This is a genomic window from Fructilactobacillus sp. Tb1 (genome assembly GCF_050500285.1).
Taxonomy (GTDB): Bacteria; Bacillota; Bacilli; order Lactobacillales; family Lactobacillaceae; genus Fructilactobacillus.
Genome location: NZ_CP191377.1, coordinates 1437011 through 1459535, shown reverse-complemented (window position 1 = coordinate 1459535; position 22525 = coordinate 1437011). Strand labels below are relative to the sequence as shown.

Genomic DNA, 22525 nt, shown 5'->3' with positions numbered 1-22525 from the left:
TATAGTAAACATTTTTCTTATTTTTAAAATAAAACAAACTCGAAATTATCTTGATAAAAAGGATATATATAGATTTCATTTTTAATCCGCCATTTAATTAATTATTTTGGTTTATTTTCATAGAAGTGACCAAATACTTCATCAACATCAACTGCCACCGCAAATGCATGTGGATCAGATTCTTTTAATGCCTGATCTAATTCATTTTTTTCATATCTAGAAATAACTGTAAAAAGAACTGTCTTAGGTTGGTGATTATAAGCCCCTTCAGCATGATGAACAATTGTAATCCCACGACGCATATGATTTTGGACACTATCAATTACCGTTTTAGGAACACTAGTAATAATCATAACTTCCATTCGTTGCTGTCTGGTATAAGTCATATCCATTACTTTAGCATTAACTAATAATCCAATTGCGGAATAAAATGCATAGGGCCAGCCATACATAAATCCAGCTGACAAAATAATGAACGCATTAAAAGCAATGTTAATTGTTCCAATTGACTTACCTGTCTTACGCTGAATCACAATTCCTAAGATATCCAATCCACCAGTAGAAATTTGATTCTTCAAAGCTAATCCAGTCCCAAATCCATTAACTGCTCCCCCAAAGAGTGCACAAATTAGTGGATCAGTGGTTAGCGTTACTGGATGCAATATTTTAATCATAATACTTGCAAGAAATACCGATAAAAAAGTAAAAATTGCAAATTGATGCCCGATTGACTTCCAAGCGAGAATTAGCAAAGGAATATTTAAAATGAATAACCCTGCTGCAGTTGAAAGTGTAAAAGATGCATATCTTTGCGTAATTGTAGTAAGCAATTGAGCAAACCCAGTTACCCCTGATGAATAAATATGTCCCGGAGTCCAGAAAAAGTTCATGGCAATTGATACTAAAATAGCATAGATAAATGATGTTGAAATTTTTGTCAGAACTTGATGTCTTCTGATTACTTTATGTACGTCATTCATATAAATACCTTCTATATTTATTGATTATTATCATTCCATAGTATAACATTATCGTTTTCAAAAAAAATAGAAAGCCACTAAAAAATTAGCAACTTTCTATTATAAATTATTTTTCTTCGTCTGGTTTATCGATTGAAATACCTAAATCTTCAAGTTGTTTTGGAGCAACATGAGCTGGTGCACCTGTTAATGGTTCAACGGCTTTTGAGTTTTTAGGGAAAGCAATCACGTCACGGATGTTTCCACGACCAGCAATTAATCTAGCAAAACGATCAAGACCGATTGCAAGACCACCATGTGGTGGGAAACCATAATCAAGAGCTCTTAAGAAGTATCCAAATTGTGCTTCAGCACTTTCTTTAGTGAAACCTAAAGCTCTAAACATTTTTTCTTGAAGTTCACGAGTATGGATACGAATTGATCCACCACCTAATTCAAGACCATTTAAAATAATGTCATAACTTTGAGCATGAGCTTTATGAGGGTCTTCACCTTCATCAAGATAATGTTCATCACCCTTGTTAGGCATAGTAAATGGATGGTGAGCAGCAGTCCAACGTTTGTCACCTTCATCATATTCGAATAATGGCCAATCAACAACCCAAAGGAAGTTGAACTTGCCAGCAGGAATCATATCTTGTTCCTTAGCAATGGCTACACGTAAGTAACCTAATGTATCAGCAACAACTTTAGCACGATCAGCTGCAAATAAGATTAAGTCACCCGGTTTAGCACCAGTACGTTCTTCAATGGCTTTAACTTGTTCTGGTTCTTTGAAGAATTTATCAACTGGACCTGAGAAACCATCATCAGTAACCTTCATCCAAGCTAATCCCTTAGCACCAAAACGTTTAACGTGATCAGTGTACTTATCAATATCCTTACGTGAATATTCATCAGCACCGCCAGGAACGGCAATAGCTTTAACTTGTCCACCGTCTGCAACAGCTGAACTAAATACTTTAAAATCAGAATCTTTAACAACATCCGATAAATCTTTTAATTCCATGCCGAAACGAGTATCTGGTTGGTCAGTACCAAAGCGGTCCATTGATTCTTGCCAACTGATACGGTCAAATGGAAGTTTTACATCATAATCAATAGTTTCTTTCATTACACGCTTAATTAATCCTTCAGTAATATCTTGGATTTCATCAGCACTCATAAATGAAGTTTCTAAATCGATTTGAGTAAATTCTGGTTGACGGTCACCACGTAAATCTTCGTCACGGAAACAACGTGCAATTTGGTAGTAACGGTCAAATCCAGCACCCATCAACATTTGTTTAAATTGTTGTGGGGATTGTGGAAGTGCGTAGAATGAACCTGGGTAAACACGTGAAGGAACTAAGTAATCACGAGCACCTTCTGGGGTTGAAACTGTTAAATCAGGAGTTTCAATGTCCAAGAAACCATGTTCATCTAAGTAGCTATGAGTAGCTTGTGAGATACGGTTACGAATCATCAATCCTTTTTGCATGTATGGACGACGTAAATCTAGGTAACGGTATTTCAAACGAAGATCATCAGAAGCATTAGTATCATCTTTGATATCAAACGGAACTGGTTTTGATTTACTTAAAATTTCAGCATCAGTAACATGAACTTCAACCTTACCAGTAAATAAGTCTGGGTTGATTTCATTTTGTGAACGAGCCACAACTTGTCCTTTAACTTCAATTACGTATTCATTTTTCATTGCTTCAGCAACTTCAAATGCTTTCTCACTGTCCTTAGCATTAAATACTAATTGAACAATTCCTTCTCGGTCACGTAAATCAATAAAGATTAAGCTTCCAAGGTTTCTCTTTTTAGCAACCCAACCATCGAGAGTAACTTTTTGATCTAAAAATTTCTCGTTGATTTGGCCAGCATATGCGGTTCTTTTCATAACTATACTTCCCTTCTTTAAATAAAAAAAGACCGTGTTAAATTGCAACAAGGGCGCAATTAGCACGGTACCACCTTTTTTATTTCTTTTTATTATTTAATAATCTACCTAGATGCGTCTTCGATAGGTTCAAACTACGCATTTCCAGCAACTAGCGCTCTCTAAAATTTGAATTATCTATTTACTATTCATCATGATCGGTTCAATATTCTCTTTAAGAATAATAAGTTTTGCCTAAAAAGTCAAGATATCCATAATTCTATTAGTAACTTTTCTTAAATTATATTATTATAGAAATAATTACGTTGTCCGAGGTACTAATATGAAAATACATATCAATAATAAACGCGGATTCACTTTTACAGTAATTGTTACAGTTGCCACTATTTTAATTCTCTTAGTTTTATTGTTAAGAAATAATGTGATGGTCCACTGTAATAACCTAGATGTCAAAAGCGGTCCCAATGTTTCGTATCAAACTACTGGAAAAATAAACGCTGGAACTAGGGTTCAAATCCTAAATCATCAAGATAACTGGGATCATGTTGTTTATAATCATAGTAAAATTGGTTGGGTTCCCGACTGGGTTATCAGAAACAAAAATCTTAAAACCGCAACTAAGTTATCTGAATCAACCATTGTTCTCGATCCAGGTCATGGTGGTAGTGATTCTGGTGCATTATCTACGCACAATAAAATGGAAAAAACGTATACTCTTCAAACTGCTAAAAAAGCAGCCCAACAACTACGTGAACAAGGTGCCAATGTTATCATGACACGGGATACTGACAAAACAGTTAGTTTATTCAGTCGCCCTGGATTTTCAACTAAAAATAATGCTAATTTGTTTATTAGTTTCCATTTTGATTCTTCCCCTGATGACAACACTGCCTCAGGATTTACCAGTTACTATTACCATGATGGTAGATCAAAGCAGTTAGCTACTGATATTAATAATCAAATGGACAATATTCCAATCGATAATCGTGGTGTTGAATTTGGTAATTTCTTAGTGGTCCGTGATGTTAAAGTTCCATCAGTTCTTTTAGAAATGGGATATATTAATAGTGACAAAGATTTTAAACACATTGAAAATCCAGAATATCAGGAATTAGTAGCTAAAGACGTTAAACATGGAGTTACTGATTATATCAATTCTATATACTAAAAAATAAGCGTTCTCAATAAAGAGAACGCTTATTTTATTGGATAATTGGCAATAATCCATGATAGTTGCGAATGATAAAATCAACATTATTAATTTCAATTAAATAATCTGGATCAAACAAAATTGTTGTTACAACAGCATTGTCACCAGCTCTGACATCTAATTCTCGATCACCAATCATAGCGGTTTCAGTTCTAACTAAAGTTAGTGTATGAATCAAATAATTCAATGATTCCGGATCTGGTTTCCGTTTAAAATGATTATCGCTAGTAACAAATCCTGTAAAATATTTTTTCAAATCATATCTATCAAGTAATGCTAAAGCTTGGTCATTTCGATGGGTTAGTAGTGCATTTTGCCCACCATCAGCAATTATTTTTTGCAATGCAGCTTTTACACCATCAAATGGCTTAACTAATTCAACCTCATCTCGTTCAAAAGACTTATAAATTTGTAGTAATTTATCTTTATCAATACCAAAACGGGCACTATATTTAGCAATTGCTGATCCTAATGAATAAATGCGCATTTGTTCATAGATGGCATCTGGATCAATATCAACGTCATCAATACCCAGTTCCTGTAGTGCTTTTACAAATGCGGTCACCATGAACGGATAAGTATCAAACAAAGTTCCATCAAAGTCCCAAATTAAATTTTTAATCATTATGCACCTGATAATTTAATTCAAAAGTTGCTGGACCGTCATTTTCTAAATCAACTTGCATGTCTGCACCAAAGACCCCAGTTTGAACTTCTAGCTCTTTATTTTCTAAGGCTGAATTAAATGCTTCATACATTTTTTTAGCTTCTGCTGGGTCTCCAGCTGCTTTGAATGATGGACGGTTACCATGTTCTAATTCAGCTAATAAGGTAAATTGGGAAACTGACAAAATCTTTCCTTCAACTTGATGAATATTTAAATTCATCTTACCATTTTCATCTTCAAAAACCCGTAGCTTAGCAATTTTATTAGCTAACCATTCGACAGTAGCTTGATTATCGCCTTTTTCTGACCCAACTAAAATCATGAAACCTTTTTCAATTGCACCATTAACTTGACCATCAATTTTAACGCTTGCGTGATTTACACGTTGAATAACTAATTTCACTATATTTTCCTCTTATCCTAGTACTCGTTGAACTTTAGCAACCCCAGATACCATTTTTAGGCTATCTACAACTTCATGTAATTGTTTGAGATTTTTTACATTAACAATTACGACAATTGTTAATGAGGTATCATCATGAACTTTACCATTAATTGAACTTACTGATGCCGGACTATTATTTAATTTTTTAACAACATCATTAAAAATACCATTTCTATTATCGGATTCAATTCTAATTTTGGATGGATAATTAACTAACGTATTATCCGGATTAGCCCAATGTGCATCGATCATCCGACTTTGTTCATCAGCCTTGATATTTGAACAACCAACCCGATGAATTGTAATTCCACGCCCTTTGGTAATGTATCCTTCAATTCGATCACCTGGTAGTGGCAAACAACAATGGCTCATGCGAACTAATACATTATCAATTCCGTCAATTACAACGTTATCAGCAGGATTACTACCTTGACGTTGCTTGCCAGTTTCTTTAGTTGAAACTGTTTGTGGTTTTTCTAATAGAGCTTTTTCTGCTGCTTGTTGTTTTAGTTTTTCTTGTTCTTCCCGGATATCACTAGTAAATTTATTAGCTACTCCTTGAACATGGATATCACCAAAACCTAGCGAAGCTAATAAATCATCTTTAGTCCGGTAATGAGTTTCATCAAGCACCCGTTCCCAATTATCAGAATTCAAAATTTCACTAGGAACATAGCCGGTTTCTTCAAGATGATCAGTTAAAATTTCTAATCCAGTCTTGATATCGTCTTCACGACCTTGTTTCTTGAAGAATGATTGGATTTTATGCTTAGCTCCACTGGTATGAACCAAATCAAGCCAGTTTTTACCAGGTCCTGATGAGTTTGCTGAAGTAATAATTTCTACAATATCACCATTCTTAATCTGATAATCAAGAGAAACCATCTTGCCATTAACTCTAGCGCCAGTCGTTTTATTACCAACTTGGGTATGAATTACATACGCCATATCAAGTGGACCTGATCCCTTTGGTAATTCCAAAACGTCACCAGCTGGAGTGAACGCATACACATTATCAGTAAACAAATCACCCTTAACACTATCCATGAAGTCCGATGCATTATCAGTTTCTTCTTGAATTTCAATGATCCGCTTAAACCAATTTAGTTGTACACCGTCTTTATCACTTTGAACTTCTTCAGTAGCACCTTGTTTATAAGCCCAATGCGCAGCAACCCCGTATTCAGCAATTTGATGCATCTTATGGGTTCGAATTTGAATTTCAAGCGGATTGCCCTCAGGTCCTACAACTGTAGTATGCAATGATTGATACATATTTGGTTTGGGCATTGCAATATAGTCCTTAAACCGACCTGGCATTGGATGCCATTTAGCATGAATTGCTCCCAAAACTGTATAACAATCTTTGATTGAATCAACTAATACTCGGATAGCTGAAAGATCATAAATATCTTCAAATTTCTTATGCTTATCTACCATTTTCTTGTAGATTGAATAAATATGTTTAGGACGACCATAAATATCAGCATCAATATTAAAGTCAGCAATGGCTTTTTTTACTTCTTCAATCGCATTAGCAACATATGCTTCACGTTCATTTCTTTTTGATTTCATTGAATGAGCCACTTCATAATAAGAAGTGGGATTCAAATAACGCAATGACATATCTTGGAGTTCCCATTTAACGGTTCCCATTCCAAGCCGATCAGCAATTGGAGCATAAACATCAATAGTTTCCTCCGCAAATTTTTTCTGAGTGGTTTTATCACCAAGTGATTCCAAAGTATCCATATTATGCATTCTATCTGCCAATTTAACAATCATGACACGGATATCCTTACACATAACCAAAAGCAATTTCCGATAATTTTCAGCAAGTTGTTCTTTATTAGATTTGTATTTAATTTTACTAATTTTAGTAACTCCATCAACAATCAATGCAATATCATTACCAAATTCATTTTTAACATCAACTAGTTGAACATCACTATCCTCAACAACATCATGTAAAAATCCAGCAGTGATTGTTTCATAATCCATGTTTAAACTAGCTAAAATTCCTGCTACTTGCGTAACATGGGAAAGATATGTACCACCAGATGAACGTCTTTTATCACCATGGGCTTTTTTGGCAAACTCGTAGGCTTTTTTAATTGTTGTAACTTGCTCATCTGGCATATTTTCAGAAACTAAATTGAAAATTTCCTCAGGATTCCATGTTTTTAAACTTGCCACTTGCTACACCTCCTTACTTTTCTTGCTTTATCAATCTTTTAGTTCGTAAATACAATTAATATAATATCTATTTTATCATCTTAGTTCGGAAAGTACAGACACCGCACTTAAAAAATAAAGTGGTGCTGATTCTGTCCGTAGAATTCTAGGACCCAATCCAACTAATGTAAAGTTATTTGCTTGCAATTTATCAATTTCAGCAGGAGAAATTCCACCTTCTGGACCAAAGAAAGCTAATAAACTATCACCAGCATGTAATGAATTCACCACTTTAACTAAGTTACTACTTTCGCCTTCTTTAGCTGATTCTTCATAGGCAACTACTTTTTGGTTTGCATCAATATCAATTAACGAATTAACACTATCTAAATATGTAACTTCTGGAATTAAATTACGATGTGATTGTTCAGCAGCACTTTTGGCAACTTTTTGGAGTCGCTCAACCTTTTTCCCAGCCTTTTGATTCCATTTAGCCACAGCCCAATCCGTAGGTAGAAAAATAATTTTGCTAACACCCATTTCAGTTGCCTTTTGCACAATTAATTCTGCCTTGCCACTTTTAGGCAACCCACACGCAATCGTTACTGAAAATGGTAATTCAACGTTATGATTAGCTTGTTCAATAATTTTAATTTTCCCATTTGATTCATCAACCAATTCACCAATAAACAAAGATTGATTGTCAGCTACAAATTCAGCTTTACTACCAGTCTCAGCACGCATTACTCGTATCCAATGTTTTTTAATATCTGCTGGTAATTCTAAGGTATCACCAACCGTTAACGTTTGATTTAAAAAATAATGTTGCATAATTATTCCCCTTTTGTAGCAATAATTGAACGCCAATCATCAGCTGATGTTACTTGGTTAATTGTAAAACCACTATCTTTCAAAGTTTCTAGCATAATAGCTAATTTATCAGCATAAATACCCGCGGTAATGAATTTACCACCCTTATCAAGATGTTCAGCTGCTTGTGGAACCAAGGGAATTAAAACTTCAGCTAGCATGTTGGCAACAATTACATCAGCCTTGCCTTTGATCCCTTCCAACAGGCTATTTTCACTAACTTTAATATCATTCATTCCAGGGTTCAAATCGAAGTTTTTCTTCGTTGATGCAACAGCAATTGGATCATTATCCCAAGCTTCAATTTCACCAGCACCTAATAAACGCGCAGCAATGCTTAAAACACCGGATCCAGTTCCTACATCAAATAACTTTTCGCCACCGCGTAAAGTTGCCTCTAAGGCTTGCATCGACATTTTAGTAGTCGGATGAGTTCCTGTACCAAATGCCATTCCAGGATCTAATTTAATGATTAATTGATCACTTTCACTGCTTTTGTAGTCTTCCCAAGCTGGAACAATTGTTAAATAACGGGTAATTCTTTCCGCATGATAGTAATCTTCCCAATTATATGCCCAACTTTTTTCTTCTATATCATCAACTAATACTTTCGCAGCCCCTGGATTCAAACCAAATTCAGTTAGATTCTTAGTTTTAGCTTCGACATTTGCTTTGATAGTCTTAATGTCAACATCATCGGGGAAATATGTAATAACGGCTGCAGTTCCATCGCCCTTAGCATCATCAATTTGAATTCCTTGAGCATTTTGTTCCATTAAGATATTTGAGACAGCCGGAACTGCCTCTTGTGTGGTAATAACTTTAACTTCAATTAAATTCATAATTAACTTCCAATCTAAAAATCTACAATTACAAAAAATGCACCCTAAGTAGGATGCATTTTTTACTTCTTATCTAAACCTAAACGTTCAACTTTTTCTTCATGATTTTCTAAATTAGCATTTAGATATTTCATTAAGCTGTGTTCAGTTTTAAAAATTCGTGGGTGTTTTTGTTTGTGAAGACGTAAATCAATTTCTTTGATTTTTTGTCTACCTGTCCATCCGTGACCATAACGTAAAATAATTCGATTATTTAGATCATCTTTACCAAATCGGAAAATATAAACGCTATCTGGAGTCATAAGTGGTCTAATATAACCCTTTTTATAATGATAACCGTTATCGCGTAAAAACTGTTTAGTAATTGCTAACATGTTATCCCTCCATTCTCTTATTATTTCGTAACCAATCTTATTTCTATCTTAAATATTACTGGAGAGTAACTAAAATGGCAAGTGGTTCCATAAGATAAAACAAAAAAACAGACGCGATAAACACGTCTGTTTTGATAATCAAATTATTTAACGATTTCACAAAATTCGATTTTTTCGTGGTTAGGTCCGTAAATGTTGAAGAAGCGGATTCCTTTTTCCCAGAATGGACGAGTTTGAATTTCAGTATCAATAAGATTTAATCCCATTGCTTTTGCTTCTTTAAGAGCAGCATCTGCATCAGTAGTGTTCAATGAAATATGGTTGATAGCACCATCAACATCAGCGATTTTGTCGCCTTCCCATGTTTCAATCATAAGGTTACCGTATTTCATGAAGGCACAACGTGCATCGTTGTACATAAATTCACCAGCTAATTCAAAACCTAATTTTTCGTAAAATGCTTTTGTTTCGTCTAAGTTTCCTGCAGGAATACCAACGTGTTGAATTCCAGTAAAGTAATTATCTAAAGCCATAGTTATCTCTCCTAAACAATTATATTTATTTTTCATATGTGAAATTTGTAACAACTACATTATAAAACAAAAATCAAAATTAATAAAGCGTTTTCATTCACTTAATTAATTTTTACAATCAAAATTAACGTTCTTATTTTCTTAGTTATAAAACCCAATTTTCGAGTTTTTATTTTTACCTTTTCTGACCATAAATTGTATAATAGATTCATTATTAATGAGGAGGAAGTCGTTATGCTAGTAAATGTTCCGTTTGAAATTGACTCAGATGGTATTCATGATTTAAAAGAAATCAAAGTTACTTTACCTTCTGGTGAAGTTGCTGAGTTAGATGCTGTAACTCTTGATGACATTAATCGTGATCATGAACACCTTCTAATTATCAAAAAAGATCCAAAACATGAACTTGGTAAACCAGGTGATAGCATTTCATTTGATGATTTTGGTGAAAAGAATTCATTTCCTAAAAATCAAAATGTTGTATTCATGGCCATCCCACGTTAAACAATCCAAAAATAGAGCTAACTTTTTACAGTTAGCTCTATTTTTTATATTCTAAAATAATCCAATAAACTTACGATACATCGAAACAATCATCCATGTTTTTTCAACATTAGCTTTTGAAACATATTTAATTTTAGGTTGTTTTTCAATAAAATCATTGTATCTATGATCTTTAAAATTGAGGGTTTGGTTTCCGACAAATTCATTTTTCTTTAATGGTGCACTTAAATCATCAGCTTCATTAAATTTACTCTTTAAATCATTAGCTTTAAGACGCTTAGATGCAAACATTGCAGTTGGTGTTTGTGGTTTAATTGCTATTTCACCACCATCAGTATCAGCATTATCAACTTTAACCGACTTAACATTATGCTTAATTGTTGTTGTTTTAGCATCCGCCTGTTCCATCATACTTTCAGTATCTTTAAAGTTAACTCCTGGTGCTGCATTTAAAACTACTGAAACTACTGGTTGTTGTTTTAGCGTCGAATAACCTACAAAATTAACTCCATTATGGGAACTAGTTCCGGTCTTAAGTCCTTTAAAATGATAACGTGAAGTACCCAGTAACTTATCAGTACTTACCAAATCTTGTTGTCCCCCATGGCCATTAGGAAAATGTTCGACTGGATGTTTAGTAATATCTAAAACATGTGGGTATTTATTAACCAGTTTAGTAGCAATTAATGCTAATTCACGAGCTGACAATTCATTTTCAGCATTATCATTAACGTGTTTACTTTTTATTTCACCCATATCACCATTTCTCAATCCACTTGAAGAATAAATACTAACATTCTTAATTCCCCACGAATCAAGTAGTTTTTCTGCATCTTCATAGTATTGTGATTGAGAACCACTAACTTTATGTGCTAATGCCATCGCAGCTGCATTAGATGATGGTAGCAATGCGGCCTTTTCTAAATCTTCCACGGTGTATTTAGCTTTAGGCTGCATTGGTATATTGGCAATGCTGGTATTTTGACTAAAATGTAAAATTCGTCGGGGAACTTGAACTGTGTCTGTCCGTTTAAGTTTTCCTTCTTGAATCTGTTGTTCAACCATGTAAACCACAATCAGCTTACTAACTGATGCAATTGGATAACGTTGGGTGTCATTTTTACTGGCAATAACTTGCCCAGTCTTGGTATTAACTAAAATAGCGGCCTTTGATTGGACATTTGGAGTAAAAATAGCAGCATTAGCGTTATGTCCTGTATTAATTACTAAAAATGTTCCAGCAGTTACAAATGACCCAATAAAAAACTTTTTAAACTTCATATTATGTAAATTCCTCACTTAAAGAATATATTACTTCTATGATATTCCATTTAGAGTGTCATTTGTACTGTATTTTCATAAAAAATAGGAATACTTGAATGAGCATTCCTATGAAGTATCTATTTAATTAACTTTCCTTGCTTAATAAAGCCATCATCTAAAAACCAATAATTAGCGGGGTCTCCAACTAATTTAGAATATGGAACGGGTTCCTTACCTTGTTCAACAATCTTGTCATTTAAATATTGCTTAATAATCCAGGGTTCCTCAATTCGAGTTGAATCAAGTTGCAAAACATCTTCAAAATGAGTAACCGTCGTATCTAAATCACGAGCTGCTTGTTCTGCTGTTACCTTTGCTAAATCAAAATTTTCCCGTAATTCGCGTTTAGTATTAGCTTGTTCAGTTGGATTTAAACTCATTTTAATTAACTCCTTCTTTCATGTCATGCTTATAGTTTAACGCTCAATTGTTAAATTAGTTCACAAAAAGCTTATTAATCATCAGTCATCAATGAATCATAGATGGTATTCAAGGGTCCCTTAATCAACAATTTGGCAAATGTCTTTTTAATGGTAGCGTGCGAAATATCAGGATTATCTAACGTATACATAACAATGGCCATATCAGCTGCCACAATAAAATTAATGGCTAAATCAGTATCAAGATTATTTAAGTTACCTTGTACATTATGACTAATTTTCTTCCAATTACTTCGAATTCGATCAGTTAACATATCCGTTAGTTGGCTATGAAAATTAGAGTCTCCATTTTTACCTAAGATAATTGATAAAGATTTCCGATCATTTTGAATCATATCCAATAATGTATCAATATATTGCTCTAAATTAGCAGCTAATTCTTCAATATTAATGCTATTTTCCACACTGTTACTGGAAATTGAAAAGAATTTTGCTAATAAACCAGCTTCAATTTTTTCCAATACCAAATACTTATCATCAAAATGGCGGTAAAACGTTGATCGATTGATTTCAGCTCGATTGCAAATTTGATTGATTGAAATTTTTGCCAATGGTTTTTCATTCATTAAAGATAATAAAGTATCTTCAATTAATTTATCAGTTTTGTTAATTTTTTGATGATAGTTAACCATAATTAGTCTCCTATTTCAAAATGCAACACTTTCTTGCATTTTAATTCTTACATCTATTTTAGAACCAGTATATGCTTATTTAAGTAAAAAGCAACTAACTGTTTCATTAAAAAAAAGGAGGATGGATTATGAAACGAATTTTAAAAAATAAGTTCTTTGGCTTTGCTATTTTAGCAGCCTTATTTGTAACTTTAATCATTACTTTGTTCCAATTTCCAACAGCTAAAGCTACTATTCAAAATGTTCCGGTCGGAATTGTAAATCTAGATCAAGGACCACAAGGTAAAGAATTAACTAAAAAAGTTATGAGCAATAAAACTAAAGCTGCTCATGCTGATAAACCCATGTTCAAATGGCATGAATATAAGACTACTAAGGAAGCTGATAAAGCTTTAAACTTTGATGGTAATTATGCAACTGTAATTATTCCCAAAAACTTATCTCAGTCAATGGGTAGTATTGCTCAAACTGGACAAAAAGTTAATATCAAGATCATTGTTAATCAAGGTCGCAATAACACCCTTTCAACTAACGTTAATACAATTTTAACTAATATGTTCAGCAAGATTGGTACTTCAATTGGCGCTGGTATGTTAACTAAAATGGGAATGATGAATGTTCAAATTCCTGCTGCTAAAGCAGAAGCCATTGCAAACCCATTTAGCGTCGAAACTACTACTGTTCATTCTACTAAGAATCTAGAAGCAGCTAGTTCCGTTTTCTTCCAACCAATCTGGATTGTTAGTTTGGTAATGACCATGTTACTTTACTTCGCTAGTCGTTCATTTAAACCTAAACATAAAAAAGATGTGCTTGCATTTAAGGGTTCAGTAGTTGTAATCACTGCTCTATTATCTTTAGTTTCCGGTTTCTGTACGACTTTTCTATGCTAGCCATATTCTTGGATACACTTTCCCAGATAAAGTCGGGCTTTCATTCTTCTTGGCTATTGCAACTTTCTCATTTATCATGCTATTCTCTGGTGTGATTTCATGGACTGGTTTCCCAGGGGTATTAATCTTTGTCTTATTACTATTCTTTGGTCTTCCATTATTAGTAATGGCTCCAGAAATGCTCCCAAAAGCTTACCAAGATTACGTGCTTCCATGGTTACCAATGAAATTCTTGTATGAAGGTGTTCGTGACATGCTTTACTTCAAAGCTAGTTTCTTGAACCAAAATACTTGGGCATTGATCACGATTGCTGGTGCAGGTTTAGTAATGTTCTTCTTTGAAACATTTGGTAAACGGCATAAAGCAACTTTTATTTAAAAATAATTCAAAAAATAGACACTTTTTAGTGCCTATTTTTTTATCGCTTGAATTAAAAATGGATAAAAAAGTAATTGTGAAATAAATATTTATTTCACGATTTTTTTAATTTCACTCAATTTAACTATACAAATAGAACCTTTTGTTAGCTACAATGTATTTATTTTAGTAATTGTGAACGCTGTAACATGCCTTATATCAGGTATGTAAGCGATTGCATAAATAATAGAAAGCGTTTACATTAGGACACGTAAAGAGCAATAACTTTACCTACCCTTTACAAATTTATTAGATACTTATTAGATTTAGAAAAGGAGTCACTTATTATGACTAAAAAAATGAACGCTTTAGTAATGACCGGAAAACAAAAAATGGAAATGGAAAAAGTGGATATTCCTACTCCAAAAGATGACGAAGTTTTAGTTGAAACTGCATACGCTGGTCTATGTGGAACTGATAATGCTTTATTCAACGGGCTTCCTGGATCAACAGATGCGGTTCCACCCATTGTGTTAGGTCACGAAAATTCCGGAATTGTAAGAGAAGTTGGTAAAAATGTTCATGGAATTGAGGTTGGTGATCGTGTCGCAGTTGATCCTAATATTTATTGTGATCACTGTTTCTATTGCCGAACTGGACGTTTTGAATTATGTGATAATCTTTCCGCAATTGGTGTAACCCGTGATGGTGGATTGGAACAATACTTTACTGCCCCAGAAAAAGTAACTTATAAGTTACCTGATTCAATTTCTCTTCAAGCTGCCTGCTCTCTTGAACCAATTTCATGTGTTGTGCATGCTATGAAGATTACTGATAACATTACTCCTTATCAAAAGGCATTGATCATTGGTGACGGATTTATGGCTAAACTATTTGCTCAAATTCTCCGTGCCTATGGAATTCAAAGAATTGATATGGCTGGAATTAACGATGATGTTTTAGCTGATCTTAAAGATAAGTTAAACCTTAATAAAGTTATTAATACTAGTAAAACACCACTAAAAGAAAATTATGACATGGTAGTTGAAGCTGTTGGTCTTCCAGCTACTCAAGAAGAAGCCGTTGATCATACTAACAAAGGTGCTCAAGTTATGATGTTTGGAGTTGGTAAACCCAGTCAAACTTTCTCAATGAATACCTATGAAATTTTCAAAAAACAATTAACCATTAAAGGATCAATGATTAATCCTCATGCTTTTGAAGATTCAATTGCTTTAATGGATTCTGGTGTAGTTAAAACTGAACCATTCCAAGCAAATATTCTCAAACTTGATGAAGTGGAAAATGTCCTTAACCATACTACTCCTAAAGTAGGTAAATCAATTGTTGCAGTAAACCCTAACCTTAAATAGACAAAGAAGGTTATCATGACTACCAAAACGCCTCGTACAATTTCAATGCGAGTGTCAATTATCTACTTTATTATTTCACTAGTAATTAATTCTCTTGGTAATGTATTAACTTTGGTCACTAGTGCTAAAGTATTTCCTTCGTTTTTAGGATCGGCATACTGGACAGCCGCAGAAACTAATTTAAGCATTGCTTTTCACTGGAATCTTTTCTGGACATTTGTATTAATCGGATTTTTAGTTATCATCTTAAATGCCCTATTACTTCATAAATGGGATTGGGGTCGTGCCATTGGTAACTTAATCTTTATGATTCCATTTTCCTGGTTAATTCAAGTATTTTACGATTTTTTCAATAATGTTGTTAAATTACCTGCTGGCCGTACCCCTGGATTAATTTCACTATATATTCTAATTAATTTCTTCGGTATTTCCCTTATTGCAATTGCTATTTCTATTTATCAACGGGTTAATTTAGTTTTGCATCCTAATGATGATTTAATGCAAATCATCCGCTTTAAATATCTCCATGGAAACGCAAAATTAGCAATGTGGTATTCATATATTCCCCCTACAATTATTGGAATCATTGCAATTTTAATTACACGTCGAATTGCTTTTTATGGAATTGGAACAATCTTTGCCTTTCTTTTCCAAGGTAGTATAACTGGATTAGCTGATAAATTTGTCTTTCCCAAATTAAAACACCAAGCAATTGATACTACAAATAGTGGTGACGAAACTATTGTTACCAAGGATATTGACACAGATATCAATGAAAAAAATATGTAATAGCAAAAGACAGAGCATAATTGCTCTGTCTTTTTACTTACCTTGGTGTATTATAAAGTTTATAAACAATATAGGAGACGAATTATATGAAAATTAGTCTAGTTAATCCTGCTACCAATCAGGTTAAAAATGCAAAAATTGGCTTTTCTTGGACAACCTTCTTCTTTGGATTCTGGCCAGCACTCTTTAGAGGTGATTGGCTCTGGTTCATGGTTATGTTAGTAGCTGAAATCTTATTAGGATTCAGAACTTATGGGTTTGGATCATTGATTGTATTCTTCATTTTTGCATTTGTATATAACAAATTATATATTAATGGTCTTTTGAATAAGGGATGGCAACCTGCAAATGCTGCTTCTAATGAAGCTTTAATTACTAATGGATTTATTGCTAATAACAATAATTTCAATAACCAGGATAATAGTCAGCAAAATATGTCACGAATCATTCGTAACCAATCTAGTAACGTTGGAACCACTATTTTAGCGATTATTACGGCATTTGTAGTAGTTATTATTATGTTTTTTGCTTTTGGTAGTACGATTATGAATACTTTCGATGGATGGTTAAATCCAGTTGGTGTAACCAACAAAATTAAAGAGAAAGTAAATAATCCTAACACTAGTCAAACTAATGATGATGAAAATAATACAACTACTAATACCACATCCAATGATACTAACAATTCACAACCAACCGTACCAACTACATCTAATGAAAATGATAATGCAAATAGTTCATTAAGCAATGCCGTAGATAAGGTTAAAGATCAAGTTAGTTCAATCACTAATAAAACTGATAATAATCCATCAAATAGTAATAATCAACCTACCCCTGCTACACCTACTCCTGATACAAGTAATACTGGAACGACAAAATCAAATAATTAATATATAATGCTCACTAATTAACGAATTAGTGAGCATTTTTCTTTCGGTTTTGTTATAATTTAAGCATTGCTTAATATTTTTTTAATAATTATTTGTCCAAAACTGAATGACTTTAAAAGCTGAATTTTATATTACTTTATAGGAGGTTTCATTATGAAACTTAAATTAAATATGTGGACTGCAATATATGATATCTTTGAAATCATTTTTGCATTTTTCTCATGGTTCTTAATTATGGGCGCTGCTTTTTCTGATGCGGGAAAGGATAATGCTAGCAGTATGGCAACATTTCTTGCCGTTGTTGCTTTAATTGGTTTAGTTTTAAACGTTTGGTCTCTTGTACAAAGCAAGAAACACCAAATCTCAATTGTAGGTCCAATTCTTGGAATTATTGGTAGTGGTATTTTTGCTCTTGGATCAATTATGGCTTTTCCAGCAATGGTTTTATTAATCATTGCTTGTGTATTTTCATTTATGCAAAAACCAGTTAAAAAATAATAATTGTATTATATAGGAGAAGTATATGTCTGAAACAAACGCAAAACCTACAAAAAAGTTTTATAAGCGCTGGTGGTTCTGGCTTCTAGTAGTATTTATAATTTTTGTATTAGCAAGTCAAGGAAATAAGTCTTCTGATAGTAAAGATAGCTCATCTTCCAAGACAAAAACTGAAAAAACATCTAAAGATAACGTAAGTGTTGAATATCAAAACGCATATGAAAAAGCTAAAAGTTATATGGATATGCAAGGCTTTAGTAAAGATGGATTATATGAGCAGCTGACTTCTAAATCTGGTGAAGGATTTAAGCCAGATGCTGCTAAATATGCTGTAAATAAATTTACAGATAATGATTATAAAAAATCTGCGGTTAAATCTGCAAAAACATATTCAAAAGACATGAATATGTCAGCAAATGGTGTTTATGACCAATTAACTTCCAATGCAGGTGACAAATATACTCCTGAACAGGCTAAATACGCTATAAATAAACTACATCTTGGTGCAGTTACAAATACAAGCGGAGATGACGATTCAACTACTGATAATACTGACAATTAATCTGCTTTACTATTAATATCCTAAGCAGTTTAATTACGTTTTAGGGTATTATAATAATTGCATTTCAATTCTGTTTTATAATTTTAAAAATAACAAAATCCACTATTAATTTAGTGGATTTTTTTTATTAATTAACTGTTATACTAATATAATAAATTGATTTTATACAACTTTACTACGTCCAAACCTGATCGACGCTAAAAGCTATATACTTAGGAGATTTATTTTATGTCATCACTACTTTATTTTTTACTATTTATTTTCATTATATTAGCAATATTTTTATTTATAAAATCTGCTAAACTAAGCAACATTGATTCTGAAAAATCGAATATTTATTTATATGTTTTTCTACTAGCACTTTTCTTTGCAGCAATATGTATTTCATTACTATTTAAAAATCAAATTATCTCTAATATACTAAAATTTATTGGTTTTTGTACTTTTGGTTATTTAGGCTTTCAAATATTTCAAAGAATTAAAAACAACAAGCAAATAAAATATACTAAATTATGTTTAATCATAATCATTTTATCAGCTATTTTTAGTGCTACTTTTGCTGTTAAAGATAAGTCCATCTTTGATAAACCTAAAACAGAACAAACAAGCAAAAAAAATGATAAAAAAGAAGCTGATAAGAAAAAACAAAAAGAACAAGAAGAAAAATTAAAACAAGATAAAATCGATAAAGAAAAAGCAGATAAAGCAAAAAAACAACAAGAAGAGCAAGCTGAAAAAGATAAAAAAGAAGCAGAAAAGAAAGCTAAACAAGAACAAGATACTGCTAAAGAACAAGCGAAAGAGGAAAATACGGCTACTAACACACAAGCTACATCATCAAATTCAAGTATTAATAGCGGTAAAGTTAACTCTAATTCTCAACCAGTTGTAGGAAATAGTAGAACTATGGTTTATCATTTAGCTAGTCAAACTAACTATAGAATTAGACCAGCAAACACCGTTTACTTTAATTCAGCTGAAGAAGCTCAAGCTGCAGGATATCGTCAATCATTAAAATAATTATGTACACAAAAATACCATTTGAATTAATTTTCAAATGGTATTTTTTAATATTCTATTTAATTTTGTTGGCAAATTGATGGCAAAACGTCATTTTTCATTTAGTCTGGAAATCAAGAATGCCTATTTACCGCCCTTTTGCTCCTCATCAGTTTTCAAAACTGCCATAAAGGCTTCTTGTGGAACTTCTACCTTACCAACTGATTTCATCCGTTTCTTACCACGCTTTTGTTTATCCAACAATTTAGCACGACGGTCAGGATCACCAGTATGAATCTTAGCGGTAACATCCTTACGGTAAGCTTTGATGTTGGTTCTCGCAATAATCTTAGCACCTATTGCTGCTTGAATTGGAATTTCAAAGTTTTGACGAGGAATAATCCCCTTCAATTTACCAACGATATCACGACTACGTTCTTCGGCGAATTGTTTATGCGCAATAAAACTCAAGGCATCGACTTTATCACCATTTAGCAAGATATCAACTTTAACTAAGTCACTAATCCGGTATCCATCAACATCATAATCAAGTGAGGCATAACCATGAGTACTTGATTTCAAACGATCAAAGAAGTTAAAGATAATTTCTGACAATGGCATTTGGTAAATTACGTTTACACGGGTGTCATCAAGATATTCCATGGTTACAAAATCACCACGACGAGATTGACAAAGTTTCATAACGGCACCAACGTAATCGTTTGGAACCATCAATGAAGCTTTAACGTAAGGTTCTTTAATATCTTTAATAGATGATGCATCTGGCATTTCTGATGGGTTTTCCACTTCAATCGTACTGCCATCATTCATATCAACATGATAAGTAACAGATGGTGCAGTAGTAATCAAATCAAGGTTAAATTCACGTTCCAAACGTTCTTGCACAACGTCCATGTGAAGAAGTCCAAGGAATCCACAACGGAAACCAAATCCTAAAGCTTGAGAAACTTCGGGTTCAAATTCTAAAGCAGCATCATTTAACTTCAATTTTTCCAATGCTTCCCGCAAATCTTCAAATTTAGCGTTATCAGTTGGGTAAAGTCCAGCGTAAACCATAGGCATCATTTCACGATAACCAGTTAAGGCTTTTTCAGTTGGATTATTAGCATCCGTCACTGTATCACCCACACGGGTTTCGTTGATATCCTTGATACTAGCAGTAATATAACCAACATCCCCAGCCATTAAGTAATCACGGGGAATAGGATGTGGAGAGTTAACCCCAACTTCGGTTACATCATATTCACTACCACTATTCATCAATCGAATACGGTCACCAGCTTTAACAACCCCATCATAAAGACGCACACTCAATACCACACCGCGATAATCATCATAGATTGAATCAAAGACCAACGCTTTCAATGGTGCTTCAATATCACCTTGAGGAGCTGGAATATATTTCACGATTTCTTCGAGTAATTTGTCGACGTGAAGTCCAGTTTTAGCACTAACTTCAACGGCATTACTAGTATCAATTCCGATAACGTCTTCGATTTCTTTTTTAACTTTTTCCGGATCTGCGGATGGTAAATCAACCTTATTGATAACAGGTAAGATTTCCAAGTCGTTTTCAAGGGCTAAATAAACGTTAGCAAGCGTTTGTGCTTGAATTCCTTGGGTTGCATCCACAACTAATAAAGCCCCTTCGCAGGCAGCTAAACTACGTGATACTTCATATGAGAAATCGACGTGTCCAGGAGTATCAATTAAATGGAAGACGTAATCAACGCCGTCATTGGCATGGTATGTTAATTCTACCGCATTCAATTTGATGGTAATTCCACGTTCACGTTCCAATTCCATGTTATCTAATAATTGATCTTTCATTTCACGTTTAGAAACAGTGTCAGTCATTTCTAAAATACGATCGGCTAAAGTAGACTTACCGTGATCAATATGAGCAACAATGGCAAAGTTTCTAATCTTCTTTTGCTTCTCTTTCATTTTTTGGTAATCCAAGTTTTTTCCTACTTTCTTAATTCGTTCAATATTTCAAATTAGTTCAATTATACCAATGGATTCACGATTAAACAAATAAGGAAGAGACTAATTTAGCCCCTTCCTTATCTTTATTTCAATTTAGCTTTTAATTTTTCAAAGAAACCTTTATTTTCTTGTGATTTATCACCACTAGCTTCAGCAAAAGCACGCAATGCGAGTTTTTGATCAGCATTAAGTTTCTTAGGTGTGTCAACAGTTACTTTGACTAATTCATCACCTTTACTATCACTGTGAAGTTTAGGTGCACCCTTACCACGTAATTTGAAGATAGTCCCAGTTTGTGTACCAGCAGGAATCTTCAATTTACCATTACCGTAAACGGTCTTAACATCAATTTCATTTCCTAATGCAGCATCAGTAAATGAAATGGTCTTGTTGTAGTAGATTGTTGATCCATCACGTCTGAAGTCTTTGCTTGGTGCCACTCTAAAGATGATGTATAAATCACCGTAAGGGCCACCATTTTCTCCAGCGTTACCTTGTCCTTGAAGACGCATTTGTTGGCCATCTTCAATTCCGGCTGGAACGTTAACTTCTACTTGATGTTCTTCTTCAATCTTACCAGTACCACCACATTTAGGACATTTGTCTTTAATGATTTTACCAGTACCATGACACTTAGGACATGGTGCTTGAGTCTGCATTTGTCCCATTGGGGTATTAACCGTTCTCATCACAACTCCAGAACCATGACAGTCTGGACAAGTTTCTGGATGAGTACCTGGCTTAGCACCAGTACCGTGACAATCAGGACATACAGCTTGACGATGATATTTAATCGTAGTTTTACGACCAAAAATAGCTTCATCAAATGTTAAGTCCATCCGATATTGTAAATCTTCACCACGTCTTGGAGCAGTTGGATCTTGACGTTGACGACGTCCACCACCACCGAATAAATCACTGAAAATATCAGAGAAGTCACTGTAGTTAGCGCCACCGCCAAATCCACCACCTCCGGATCCGCCACCGAATCCTTGTGGACCATCAGCTGAACCATATTGGTCATAATTTGCACGTTTTTGTTTATCACTTAAAACTTCATAAGCTTCAGTAATTTCCTTGAACTTAGCTTCTGCGCCAGGTTCTTTATTAATATCTGGATGATATTTCTTTGAAAGATGTCGATATGCGTGACTAATATCTTTATCTGAGGCATCTTTAGAAATCCCTAAAATATCATAATAATTCTTATCAGCCATGATAACCTCCACATTAATTTAATAAGCAAAAAGCCAAAACCAACCGAAGT

24 protein-coding genes are annotated in these 22525 nt (G+C 33.7%); 10 read left to right on the top strand and 14 right to left on the bottom strand.

Going from position 1 to position 22525, the window contains the following annotated elements:
* Positions 1-101: 101 nt before the first annotated feature.
* Positions 102-980 (bottom strand): YitT family protein, encoded by an 879-nt coding sequence (locus ACQW5G_RS07540; protein ID WP_429970844.1) that lies wholly within the window; start codon positions 978-980, stop codon positions 102-104.
* Positions 981-1086: 106 nt separating this feature from the next.
* Positions 1087-2871: an aspartate--tRNA ligase gene (gene aspS, locus ACQW5G_RS07535; protein WP_429970843.1), complete on the bottom strand. Its 1785-nt coding sequence runs from the start codon at positions 2869-2871 to the stop codon at positions 1087-1089.
* Positions 2872-3193: 322 nt separating this feature from the next.
* Between aspS and ACQW5G_RS07530 the strand changes: the two genes are divergently transcribed.
* Positions 3194-4039 carry an N-acetylmuramoyl-L-alanine amidase gene (locus tag ACQW5G_RS07530; RefSeq protein ID WP_429970842.1) on the top strand — a complete coding sequence of 282 codons (846 nt, stop codon included), beginning with the start codon at positions 3194-3196 and terminating at the stop codon, positions 4037-4039.
* A gap of 34 nt (positions 4040-4073) precedes the next feature.
* Here ACQW5G_RS07530 and ACQW5G_RS07525 read toward each other — a convergent pair whose 3' ends face one another.
* The 7 genes from ACQW5G_RS07525 to ACQW5G_RS07495 form a co-directional block, all read right to left on the bottom strand.
* A complete protein-coding gene (locus ACQW5G_RS07525; protein ID WP_429970841.1) occupies positions 4074-4706 on the bottom strand; it encodes an HAD-IA family hydrolase in 633 nt (210 codons plus the stop codon).
* Positions 4699-5151, bottom strand: a complete 453-nt coding sequence (gene dtd / locus ACQW5G_RS07520) for a D-aminoacyl-tRNA deacylase (protein WP_429970840.1) — start codon at positions 5149-5151, stop codon at positions 4699-4701. Before dtd ends, ACQW5G_RS07525 begins: the two co-directional genes overlap by 8 nt.
* 12 nt (positions 5152-5163) lie before the next feature.
* On the bottom strand, positions 5164-7389 hold the full coding sequence (locus tag ACQW5G_RS07515; RefSeq protein ID WP_429970839.1) for a RelA/SpoT family protein: 2226 nt from the start codon (positions 7387-7389) through the stop codon (positions 5164-5166).
* Between the two features lie 75 nt (positions 7390-7464).
* On the bottom strand, positions 7465-8199 hold the full coding sequence (locus ACQW5G_RS07510) for a 16S rRNA (uracil(1498)-N(3))-methyltransferase (protein ID WP_429970838.1): 735 nt from the start codon (positions 8197-8199) through the stop codon (positions 7465-7467).
* A 2-nt stretch (positions 8200-8201) separates the two neighbouring features.
* Entirely contained in the window at positions 8202-9080 is an 879-nt protein-coding gene (gene prmA, locus ACQW5G_RS07505) for a 50S ribosomal protein L11 methyltransferase (protein ID WP_429970837.1), read from the bottom strand.
* Positions 9081-9142: 62 nt separating this feature from the next.
* On the bottom strand, positions 9143-9454 hold the full coding sequence (locus ACQW5G_RS07500; RefSeq protein ID WP_429970836.1) for a hypothetical protein: 312 nt from the start codon (positions 9452-9454) through the stop codon (positions 9143-9145).
* Positions 9455-9597: 143 nt separating this feature from the next.
* Positions 9598-9987, bottom strand: a complete 390-nt coding sequence (locus tag ACQW5G_RS07495; protein WP_429970835.1) for a VOC family protein — start codon at positions 9985-9987, stop codon at positions 9598-9600.
* Between the two features lie 234 nt (positions 9988-10221).
* Here ACQW5G_RS07495 and ACQW5G_RS07490 point away from each other — a divergent pair, with 234 nt between their 5' ends.
* A complete protein-coding gene (locus ACQW5G_RS07490) occupies positions 10222-10491 on the top strand; it encodes a hypothetical protein (protein ID WP_429970834.1) in 270 nt (89 codons plus the stop codon).
* 51 nt (positions 10492-10542) lie between these two features.
* Here ACQW5G_RS07490 and ACQW5G_RS07485 read toward each other — a convergent pair whose 3' ends face one another.
* The 3 genes from ACQW5G_RS07485 to ACQW5G_RS07475 form a co-directional block, all read right to left on the bottom strand.
* On the bottom strand, positions 10543-11772 hold the full coding sequence (locus ACQW5G_RS07485) for a D-alanyl-D-alanine carboxypeptidase family protein (RefSeq protein WP_429970833.1): 1230 nt from the start codon (positions 11770-11772) through the stop codon (positions 10543-10545).
* 119 nt (positions 11773-11891) lie between these two features.
* The gene (locus tag ACQW5G_RS07480) at positions 11892-12194 is read right to left on the bottom strand and encodes a DUF2316 family protein (protein WP_429970832.1); all 303 of its coding nucleotides are present in this window, start codon (positions 12192-12194) and stop codon (positions 11892-11894) included.
* Between the two features lie 74 nt (positions 12195-12268).
* The gene (locus ACQW5G_RS07475; RefSeq protein WP_429970831.1) at positions 12269-12886 is read right to left on the bottom strand and encodes a TetR/AcrR family transcriptional regulator; all 618 of its coding nucleotides are present in this window, start codon (positions 12884-12886) and stop codon (positions 12269-12271) included.
* Positions 12887-13014: 128 nt separating this feature from the next.
* Here ACQW5G_RS07475 and ACQW5G_RS07470 point away from each other — a divergent pair, with 128 nt between their 5' ends.
* From ACQW5G_RS07470 to ACQW5G_RS07435, 8 genes are all read left to right on the top strand, one after another.
* A complete protein-coding gene (locus tag ACQW5G_RS07470; RefSeq protein WP_429970830.1) occupies positions 13015-13779 on the top strand; it encodes a YhgE/Pip domain-containing protein in 765 nt (254 codons plus the stop codon).
* Positions 13780-13828: 49 nt separating this feature from the next.
* Entirely contained in the window at positions 13829-14158 is a 330-nt protein-coding gene (locus tag ACQW5G_RS07465; RefSeq protein ID WP_429970829.1) for a hypothetical protein, read from the top strand.
* A 338-nt stretch (positions 14159-14496) separates the two neighbouring features.
* A complete protein-coding gene (locus ACQW5G_RS07460; RefSeq protein WP_429971906.1) occupies positions 14497-15510 on the top strand; it encodes a zinc-dependent alcohol dehydrogenase family protein in 1014 nt (337 codons plus the stop codon).
* Between the two features lie 15 nt (positions 15511-15525).
* Positions 15526-16299, top strand: a complete 774-nt coding sequence (locus tag ACQW5G_RS07455) for a fructose permease (protein WP_429970828.1) — start codon at positions 15526-15528, stop codon at positions 16297-16299.
* A gap of 86 nt (positions 16300-16385) precedes the next feature.
* Positions 16386-17189: a hypothetical protein gene (locus ACQW5G_RS07450; protein WP_429970827.1), complete on the top strand. Its 804-nt coding sequence runs from the start codon at positions 16386-16388 to the stop codon at positions 17187-17189.
* A gap of 153 nt (positions 17190-17342) precedes the next feature.
* Positions 17343-17687, top strand: coding sequence for a transporter (locus ACQW5G_RS07445; protein WP_429970826.1), 345 nt, complete (start codon positions 17343-17345; stop codon positions 17685-17687).
* 25 nt (positions 17688-17712) lie between these two features.
* Positions 17713-18249, top strand: a complete 537-nt coding sequence (locus ACQW5G_RS07440; protein ID WP_429970825.1) for an Ltp family lipoprotein — start codon at positions 17713-17715, stop codon at positions 18247-18249.
* Positions 18250-18477: 228 nt separating this feature from the next.
* Positions 18478-19269 (top strand): hypothetical protein, encoded by a 792-nt coding sequence (locus ACQW5G_RS07435; protein ID WP_429970824.1) that lies wholly within the window; start codon positions 18478-18480, stop codon positions 19267-19269.
* Positions 19270-19392: 123 nt separating this feature from the next.
* On the opposite strand, the gene lepA is transcribed toward ACQW5G_RS07435, so the two are convergent.
* Together lepA and dnaJ are read right to left on the bottom strand one after the other, a co-directional pair.
* Positions 19393-21216: a translation elongation factor 4 gene (lepA, locus tag ACQW5G_RS07430; protein ID WP_429970823.1), complete on the bottom strand. Its 1824-nt coding sequence runs from the start codon at positions 21214-21216 to the stop codon at positions 19393-19395.
* 125 nt (positions 21217-21341) lie between these two features.
* Positions 21342-22475 carry a molecular chaperone DnaJ gene (gene dnaJ / locus ACQW5G_RS07425; RefSeq protein ID WP_429970822.1) on the bottom strand — a complete coding sequence of 378 codons (1134 nt, stop codon included), beginning with the start codon at positions 22473-22475 and terminating at the stop codon, positions 21342-21344.
* Positions 22476-22525: the final 50 nt, after the last annotated feature.